Source organism: Streptomyces solincola (assembly GCF_002982015.1).
Taxonomy (GTDB): Bacteria; Actinomycetota; Actinomycetes; order Streptomycetales; family Streptomycetaceae; genus Streptomyces; species Streptomyces solincola.
On sequence record NZ_PVLV01000705.1, the window covers coordinates 1 to 1422 of the forward strand.

A 1422-nucleotide genomic window follows, 5' to 3' on the forward strand; every position below is an offset into this window, starting at 1 on the left:
CGGGTGGTGCCGACCACGACGATGGGGGGCGCGCCTTCGGCGGTGATGCGGTGGGCCGAGCCGGTGGCCTTGACCGGCCAGTAGGCGCAGCTCAGGGAGGCCCAGGCCAGGCCCTTGCCGAAGACCGGGGAGGCCTTCTCGAAGGAGGGGGCGGCCTTGGTGACGGCCTCGGGGGTGCGGTAGGCCGGGGGCTGGTCGAGGCAGTTCACGGCGGCGTTGGCGTACATCAGGTTGGAGTAGGAGCCGTCCGGGTCGCGCTCGTAGTAGCTGTCGGCGAGGGCGAGGAGGGCCGCGCCCTCGCCGCGCATGGCCTGGGTGAGGGCTTCGCGGAGCTGGGGCCAGGCGGCCTCGTCGTACATGGCGGCCAGCACGCCGGTGGTGGCGAGGGACTCGCCCAGGGGGCGGGCCTCGCCGGTGGGGACGGGGTGGTGGTCCAGCTCGGCGAAGAAGGTCCTCAGGCGGGTGGAGGCTTCGGCGGGGGTGCCGTTGCCGAGGGGGCAGTCCGACTGGGTGGCACAGTCCTTCGCGAAGGCCCGGAAGGCGGTCTCGAAGCCCGCGGTCTGGTCGCGGTTCAGCTCGTCGGCGGGCAGGGAGGGGTCCATGGCCCCGTCCAGGACCAGCCGGCCGGACCGGTCGGGGAAGAGCTCGGCGTAGGTGGCGCCGAGGAAGGTGCCGTACGAGGCGCCGACGTAGCTCAGCCTCCGGTCGCCGAGGACCGCGCGCAGGATGTCCATGTCCCGGGCGGCCTCGACGGTGGAGACGTGCGGGAGGACACGGGAGGAGCGGGTCTCGCAGCCGGCGGCGAAGTCCTTGAAGGCGGCGGTGAGGCGGTCCGCCTCACGGGCGTCGTCGGGGGTCTGGTCGGTCTGGGTGTAGGCGTCCATCTGCGGACCGCTGAGGCACTCGACCGGCTCGCTCCGGGCCACGCCGCGCGGGTCGACGGCCACCATGTCGTAGCGGGCGCGCACCGGCGCGGGGTAGCCGAGGCCGGCGTACTGCTGGAGGTAGCCGACCGCCGATCCGCCCGGCCCGCCGGGGTTGACCAGCAGCGATCCGATGCGCTTGCCGGGGCCGGTGGCCTTGACCCGGGAGACCGCCAGCTTGATCTGCTCCCCGTCGGGGTCCGCGTAGTCCAGCGGCGCGCGCATGGTGGTGCACTCGAAGCCGGGCGCGCCGCACGCCCGCCAGGAGAGTCGCTGACCGTAGTACGGCTCCAGTTCCTCGGCCGAGGGCGAGGAGGAGGCGGCGGACGCGGTGCCTACGTCGGTGCAGCCGGAGACGAGGAGTCCGAGGGTCGCGCACGCGACGGCGGACAACTGGAGAAGACGACGCCTGGGGTCCATCCCCGGAGCGTAACCGCGTCCTGTCGGATTGTTCCTCTTCGTACTCGTATGGGTGACTGGGGGGGGAGAGGGAGGGGGC

At 73.3% G+C, this 1422-nt stretch carries 1 protein-coding gene; it reads right to left on the reverse strand.

The window, feature by feature from the left end; genetic code table 11:
- On the reverse strand, positions 1–1343 hold a 1343-nt coding region (locus tag C6N75_RS29535), incomplete at its 3' end, for an alpha/beta fold hydrolase (RefSeq protein WP_105871901.1).
- Between the last annotated feature and the right edge of the window lie 79 nt (positions 1344–1422).